The sequence below is a fragment of the Bacillus sp. H1a genome, assembly GCF_000633475.1.
Classification (GTDB): domain Bacteria; phylum Bacillota; class Bacilli; order Bacillales; family Bacillaceae_G; genus Bacillus_A; species Bacillus_A paramycoides.
The window spans coordinates 43,028-50,113 of the sequence record NZ_AYMH01000056.1; the positions used below are offsets into that span (position 1 = coordinate 43,028).

Sequence of the window (7,086 nt, forward strand, 5' to 3'; positions counted from 1 at the left end):
ATCGTTAATCATTTGATGGTTCTCTTTTTCATTAATTACTGCTACCCCCAGCCGGTTTTACATTACTATTTGTTATGACTTTATCGTAATCTCCTTCATCAAATAAATAGAGAGTCCTGTTAGCACAGAGCTTCTGTATTATTGTCAGCCTACAAGCGTGCGTCTTTTTGGAAATTCAGGTGAAAATGGTCAGCATCCTGATAAACACCAAACTCATATCCTTTTTCTTTATAAAATTTGATGATTTCTGGAAGTGCTTGTAATGTCTGCGGCTTTTCATGCACAAGAATGACCTCCACGTCATCTGTTGTTCCCTTTTTAATATTTTCTACAATTTGGTTAGGATTATCTTTTAGCTCCCAATCATGAGAATCAATTGTCCAATCCCAAACTTTAATACCAGCCTTTACAATTTGGTCCCGAGTTTGTTGGTCTTTCAATCCCGGTGCTGAGCCATATGGAGGACGCACCAATGTAGGATTTGTTCCTGTAATATTACGGATAAGCGCTAATGCTTCTTTCATCTCTGGTACAAATTGTCCATTAGTGTATAACTTCTTACTATCATGTGTCATACTATGTCCACCGATATAATGACCTTCTTTTATCGCTCGTTTAACATTTTCTTGGAATCCCGTATTTTGTAGGTTTTTTCCTATCATAAAAAATGTTGCTTTGACTTCTTGCTCTTTTAATACATCTAAAAATTGACCTGTCAATGTACTCGGTCCATCATCGAATGTTAAATACACTACTTTTCCTTCTAGCTTTCCATCAGGTTTTTTCTTTTTTGTATGCTCTATTTTTTCTTTCTCTTTTGGTTTTTCTATAGCTTGTTTATTATTTTCTTTAACTCCCGCTATTGCAGAAGGAGAATTGAATTTACCTATTGTAAAGTACACTAAAAATGCTGTTGTTAGAAGAATTCCTAATGATAGTACGGTCTTAAATATTCTCTTTTTATTATTTTTTAATAGTTTCATTATTTCTCTCTCCATTTGTTATATATGCAATATATATAAATTTAAATTTACAAAGGTGGCAATGAAAAAATGCCGTTTTTATTATATTAAGTAGCGGTTTTTATTGTAATTATTCGTGGTTCCTTTCTATATAACATCCGCTTTTATCACTTTTGGCGCATTTACTGTTGTAAGGGAGAGTTTTCTCCATATGGTACATCCATTAAAAGCGCACTTTTTTTTCGAATACCTAGCTTTCTTTTATTCGATTGAAAATAAAGAATAACTATATACATAGGGATAAGCGCAATAAAAAGGTACTTGAATTTTTTTAAAAATTTCATTTTCTAGCCTCCATTTCTTTATATAATTAATTTAAAACAAAATATTTAATAGGAAAGAAAGATAAAATAAAGATTTTATAAAGATTGATAAAAGAAAAGGTATAGGTACACAGAGAGTGATAATTGTATTAGAATATGATCGAATTAAAGCCTTTCAAATACCGAATAGCACAACTGATTATATTAAAATTCACATGTACAAATTGATTTAGAAAATCCATGTATTAGCTTGATTACGTGGATTACAATCTTTATTGTCCTCTTGATGGATGTGTGGTGAGACCCCTAGATGGAATAATGAATGGTTTTTCATCATGTAATTCATTTAAACTAGCTTTGCAATAGAATTCTAATCACTTATCTATTAAAAAGGAACCTACCTTTCTAGTAGATTCCTTTCATAATTAGAACAGATTTGAAGTTGGGTGAATAAGGAAATTCTGCTCGTTCTATCGCATGCTGTTTTCATATATACTTTCGTTGTATAACAAGAAATTTTTATTTGAACCAAAAACCTCTAAATTTTAGTTAATATAATTTTTTTAAACACGGTATTTTTTTACTAGCAGACAATAATACTATTGAAAAAATGCATGTTCCCAATAATATAACTATAAAATACAACAAAGAATCTATACGATATAATTTTGAGAAAAGGATTAAAAATAATCCGTGTGACACATACATGAGAAAACTCAATGGTCGTAAAATGTGATAACTCGAATGATTTTCTAAATTCACATTCAATAATGTCATAAATAGAAAATGAACAGTTGGTACTAGCATAAACCACATGCCATTTCCTTTAGTAAAGGCTAAATGTTGCACATTAAATGCTTCAAATGTTAGTAACACAAATGATAGAAATAAACAACCTAAATTATATTTTTGTGAACTTTTCTTTTTCGAATAAGCAATGTACATTCCTAGGCTTACAAAAAAACTACCAAAAAATAAGCCATTTCTTGTTGTTAAAAATATAGTGTAGTACCAAGAAATGAAATTTTTTGATTGAAATATATCAAAATAAGATTGTAAAAGGGTACCACAAACAAAAAGCATAAGAGTGATTCCTAACACCATCTTAGGTTTACATAATTTAAACAACACAAATGAAAAAGCCATTGCAAAAATTAGGGCAGATAGATACCAAAGTGTATAGTAACTACCTTCAAAGAATGCTTTCTGTAAATATACTAACCAATACCTCCATGACTCTCCACTCTTAATCCAAATATACATTTGGATTGGGAAGTATATGAGTGTCCATATAATATAAAGCTTTATGAGTCTACTTATCACTGGTATTACTTGTGGTAAGTCATCTTTAAACGAATGGTTTATGCGGACCTTTTGGGCGAAAAAAAATCCAGATGTTACAAAGAAAAATGGAACGGCTATACGAGCTAATACCGAAACTAAAAAATAATTACCGTCCAGTGAGTAATGATAAAGTGGGTCCGTGTGAACAGTAATTACTAAAATTGCTGCAATAACTCGTGTTATATCAATTGCAACATACTGTTTCATTTATACAAACCTTTTCTATATAGTTAGAAGCCATTCCTGATAAAACACCACTATACGTAATAATATTAAATTCCACCCAATCGCCAACAGCAAAGTTTTGCGAGCTATCTGTAACATCTATAATGCAATGATCACTACTTCCACCCTCAACAGTAATATTTTCATCCATAGCTTTTAAACCATTGATATCTATATCTTGCTTTCCAATAGCAACAATTGCTCTTTTACGTAGACCTTTATCACTTGGAGAAATAGGCTTTCCAAATGCATTCATATAAGCTCGTGCTCCTCGAGGTAATGATGGCTTAGTTTGAAGTTCGATAATTTCTGCGCGAAGTCGGATGACATCCGTTTCCCAATTATCTAACTTTTGGCCGTATGCTATTTCTCTCCCTAAAAATATAGATTGGTTAGTTCGTAAATTAGTAATACCTTTTGGAACCATTCCATCATATAGCATTTGTAAACTACTAGAATTTCCACCTGATACAATTGGTAATGGTATATTGTATTTATCACGAATTTTTTGTGCTAGATCCGCTATGAAGCCATAATTTTCTTCTGTCGGAATAATTCCACCAAAACAAGTTAAATTCGTCCCAATTCCAGTTAGATTAATCCCTTTCATTTGTAAAACTTTTGATATGGTATCATGAATCTTTTTTTCATCTTCATACCATATCCCTTCTCTAAGGTCACCGACATCAATCATAAGGATAACGTCGTGTTTTTTGTTATGTTGTTCTGCTACTTCTGAAAGCTTTTCTATTATTTTCAGCTCAGAGTTTAAACTGCAATGAGCATATTGTATAACCTCATCAATTTCACTATATTTTGGTGATCTTAATAGCATTTTTTCAATTGGCAAGTGACTAAGCTTTTTCAAATTTTCAATTCGAGAATCAGCTAATAAATCGACTCCAGCTTCCATTAATGCTTTAGCAAAATCTTCATTACCGCAAACGCCTTTCGTAATACCTGCGATAGATATATTATACTGGTGTGCTTTTTTGACCAATTCTGATACATTTTTCTTTACTTTATTTATATTTATTTGTAATTGAGGCTTCATTGGGTCACCCGCTGCTCTAACAGTTCAATTAATTTTTCAAATCGCAAATTTCTTGAAGCTTTAAATAAAATTGTACTTGGTTCTTTTGTATACTCCAAAATACCCTCAATTAATTCTGTTTCTTCTTTAAAATGTATGGCTTGGTTTGGCAGAAATCCCTTTTGTACCCTAGCAATCGTGTGATATGTTAATTCGCCATATCCAAAAATTGTATCTAGCTTAGCTCTTTTTACATACTCACCAACTTGTTCGTGTAGCATTCTATCCTGACTTCCCATATCTAACATATCACCCATCACAAAAAGCTTTCTAGAGCTAACATCTAATGAAGCAAGGGTATCTATAGCTACTCTTACACTTTCTGGATTGGACTTATACGTATCATTAATAATAGTTATGTTACCAATTTGAATTACTTCATTACGTTGTGAAGATAAAATTACATTATCTAACCCCTGTTGGATCCATTTATCTGTCATATTAAAATATCTCGCTACACTGATGGCTACTAAACTATTAACCGCTTGATGTTCCCCTATAAGTGGTAAACGATACTGTGCACTACTCTGTGAAGCTGTAAATACTATGGAAGATGAGGATGTTCTACATGAAGTTAGATAGATGTCATTGATCTCTCCTACCCCAAAAGTACATTTTTTATGCGGATAATTTTTCGCCTCTTCAACTAGTAAAGAATGATCACCATTGAAAAAAAGTATGCCTTCTGGATCTAGTCCAATCATTATTTTCATTTTTTCTGATGCAATGTTCTTTAGTGATCCAAGATTACTTAAATGTGCATGACCAATATTTGTGATAATGCCGATATTTGGTTGGACCATTTTACTTAGAAATGTAATATCGCCTATACGTCCCATCCCCATCTCAATTACCGCCATTTCTACATCTTCATTTAACTGCAGCAAGGTTAATGGAACACCAATTTCATTATTGTAATTCCCTTGAGTTTTCTGGGTTTTATAACTAGTAGATAAAATGCTATGCAGAATATCTTTTGTAGATGTTTTTCCATTACTACCCGTTATACCAATAAAAGTAGCTTTTAGTTGTTGACGATAAGAAGCTGCTAATTGCTGTAGCGCTACTGTTGTATCATCTACAAAAAGGACAGGAATATTAGTAGGATAATTAGGTTCCCCCTTTTTCCATAATGTTGCTGCAGCTCCGTTTTTAATAGCTCCTTGAATAAAATGATGCCCGTTACTATTTGGACCAATAATTGGGATAAATAAAGAACCTTCTACCAGATTCCGCGAATCAATTGAAACTCCTTTAATTACAACATTTTTACCCGTGAAATAACTTTCTTTGATCATATTAGTAACTTCTGATATGGTTCTTGTAATCATAATTCTGCTCTCCTAAATTGAATATTATTTTTATTACTGTGTTTTAATAAACCTAATTGAATTAAGTGATCTAACAACTCGGAATATTTCATACCATCAGTTTTATCGAATAACAGAGGGAACATGCTATGCTTTGTAAATCCCGGAAGTGTATTAACTTCATTTAAATAAATAGTATTACTCTCCGTAACAAAGAAATCTATTCTCATCAGTCCTGAACCCTCTAAAGCTGTATAGGCTTCTTTTGCATATTTACACAATTCTAAATATGTTGTATCCGGAATAAGTGCTGGAATTTGTGGTGTTAAATGCTCATCTTCATATTTATCCTCAAAATTAAAGAAAGTTTGTTCTCTTTTCCATTCTCCTGCTAAAGAGCAATGTGGCTTCTCATTTCCAATTACACCAACAATTACTTCTTTACCTACTATTTCTTTTTCAATAAGAATTTTTTTGTCATATAAAAAGGCTACTTCAATAGCTTGTACTAATTCTTCTTCAGTTTTACAATAGCTAATCCCTATACTAGAACCCATGTTTGAAGGCTTTACATAGCATGGCAATCCAATCTGTGTAACAACAACCTTTACACAATATTTTTTATTGTGATTATATTGTTCTGTATTGAAATATACGTAAGGTGTTTGTGGAATCAAATGTTGAGCAAATACTTTTTTAGACCAAACTTTGTCCATTCCAACGGCGGATGTTAATACATCGTTTCCAACATATGCGATGTTTAACATTTCTAACATTCCTTGCAACTTCCCATCTTCTCCATAGGTACCGTGTAACATTGGGAACACAATGCTATTTTCATCTAGTTCCTGTAAAAATCTGCACATTGATTGTCCCAAGTTGTCCTTTGTATCTACGATTAATTGAGATTTCAATATTTCCCCATTACATGTTAGTCTTGGTTTGCTCCAATTTCCTTCTGGCGTAATATATACAGCAAATACATCATATTTATCTTTATTTAATTCGTTTAATACATTTAAAGCTGATTCTAATGAGACCTCATGTTCAGCAGATTTACCTCCATATAGTACGAATACTTTCTGTTTCATTTTATTACCTCCGTAAATTTAATACGCCTAAAAAAATCTATGTTTAAGCAATGATTTGTTCGCATTGCTTAATCTTTTTAATAAATTCTTTGTCAGCCCTTTTTTCATAATTCTCCTTGAGTTTAAAGTAGATTATTTAAATTAAAAGAAAGATAAATTAAAGTTTTTATAAAGATATAGGAAATTTCTATATAAGAAATTTCCTATTTAAAAAATCACATCTATTTTTAAATAGTATATAGAACCTTAATAAGGTCTACTCTTATGTAGCTACTCTAAATAATTGATGAATGAACTTACTTTAACTTTTTTAAGTAATAAACATCGTCTCTATTCCCTAAAAAAAGAATAGATTTCAACCAGGGATCCCGCCTCACCCTTAGCAAACGAACCTTATATAAAATCTTTTTTTAAGAGGAATTTATTTTTTGAAAACTAGTAAGACTAGTTTGTTAAAACGTAAGCGTAAGCCTTACTTCTTGGATATTAAGCGTATTTCCCCAACAAAAAGTTGCATACTTAACGTACAGAAAACATGTTTATTTGTGTCTAAGCGTACAATTTTCTTTTTGGACATGGGGACCCCTTGCCCATCAAGCTAAAAGAACTAGTTACCTCAAAATAATAAAAACGAGCAAAATGTACAAAATTTCCGTTTTGGAGGTATTTGCTTTTCTTAACTTTAAGGGCATGGGGGACCCAAATTTGAAAGAATGGCTTCCACGTTTTAAATAAAAT

At 31.7% G+C, this 7,086-nt stretch carries 6 protein-coding genes; all 6 read right to left on the reverse strand.

Annotated elements, in window-relative coordinates:
• Positions 1-149: 149 nt before the first annotated feature.
• The gene (locus U860_RS0124440; RefSeq protein ID WP_025150579.1) at positions 150-983 is read right to left on the reverse strand and encodes a polysaccharide deacetylase family protein; all 834 of its coding nucleotides are present in this window, start codon (positions 981-983) and stop codon (positions 150-152) included.
• Between the two features lie 161 nt (positions 984-1,144).
• Positions 1,145-1,306: a hypothetical protein gene (locus tag U860_RS36020; RefSeq protein ID WP_205206358.1), complete on the reverse strand. Its 162-nt coding sequence runs from the start codon at positions 1,304-1,306 to the stop codon at positions 1,145-1,147.
• 528 nt (positions 1,307-1,834) lie between these two features.
• A complete protein-coding gene (locus U860_RS0124450) occupies positions 1,835-2,836 on the reverse strand; it encodes an acyltransferase family protein (protein WP_025150580.1) in 1,002 nt (333 codons plus the stop codon).
• Positions 2,814-3,908 carry an alanine/ornithine racemase family PLP-dependent enzyme gene (locus tag U860_RS0124455; protein WP_025150581.1) on the reverse strand — a complete coding sequence of 365 codons (1,095 nt, stop codon included), beginning with the start codon at positions 3,906-3,908 and terminating at the stop codon, positions 2,814-2,816. The genes U860_RS0124450 and U860_RS0124455 overlap by 23 nt, the downstream gene beginning before the upstream one ends.
• Positions 3,905-5,278 carry a UDP-N-acetylmuramoyl-tripeptide--D-alanyl-D-alanine ligase gene (gene murF, locus U860_RS0124460; RefSeq protein ID WP_025150582.1) on the reverse strand — a complete coding sequence of 458 codons (1,374 nt, stop codon included), beginning with the start codon at positions 5,276-5,278 and terminating at the stop codon, positions 3,905-3,907. Before murF ends, U860_RS0124455 begins: the two co-directional genes overlap by 4 nt.
• Positions 5,275-6,348, reverse strand: a complete 1,074-nt coding sequence (locus tag U860_RS0124465; protein WP_025150583.1) for a D-alanine--D-alanine ligase family protein — start codon at positions 6,346-6,348, stop codon at positions 5,275-5,277. Before U860_RS0124465 ends, murF begins: the two co-directional genes overlap by 4 nt.
• Positions 6,349-7,086: the final 738 nt, after the last annotated feature.

Excerpts from the sequence above, each read along its gene's own strand:
- U860_RS0124455 (WP_025150581.1), bottom strand. The coding sequence starts at position 3,908 with ATGAAGCCTCAATTACAAATAAATATAAATAAAGTAAAGAAAAATGTA.
- U860_RS36020 (WP_205206358.1), bottom strand. The coding sequence starts at position 1,306 with ATGAAATTTTTAAAAAAATTCAAGTACCTTTTTATTGCGCTTATCCCT.
- U860_RS0124465 (WP_025150583.1), bottom strand. The coding sequence starts at position 6,348 with ATGAAACAGAAAGTATTCGTACTATATGGAGGTAAATCTGCTGAACAT.
- murF (WP_025150582.1), bottom strand. The coding sequence starts at position 5,278 with ATGATTACAAGAACCATATCAGAAGTTACTAATATGATCAAAGAAAGT.
- U860_RS0124450 (WP_025150580.1), bottom strand. The coding sequence starts at position 2,836 with ATGAAACAGTATGTTGCAATTGATATAACACGAGTTATTGCAGCAATT.
- U860_RS0124440 (WP_025150579.1), bottom strand. The coding sequence starts at position 983 with ATGAAACTATTAAAAAATAATAAAAAGAGAATATTTAAGACCGTACTA.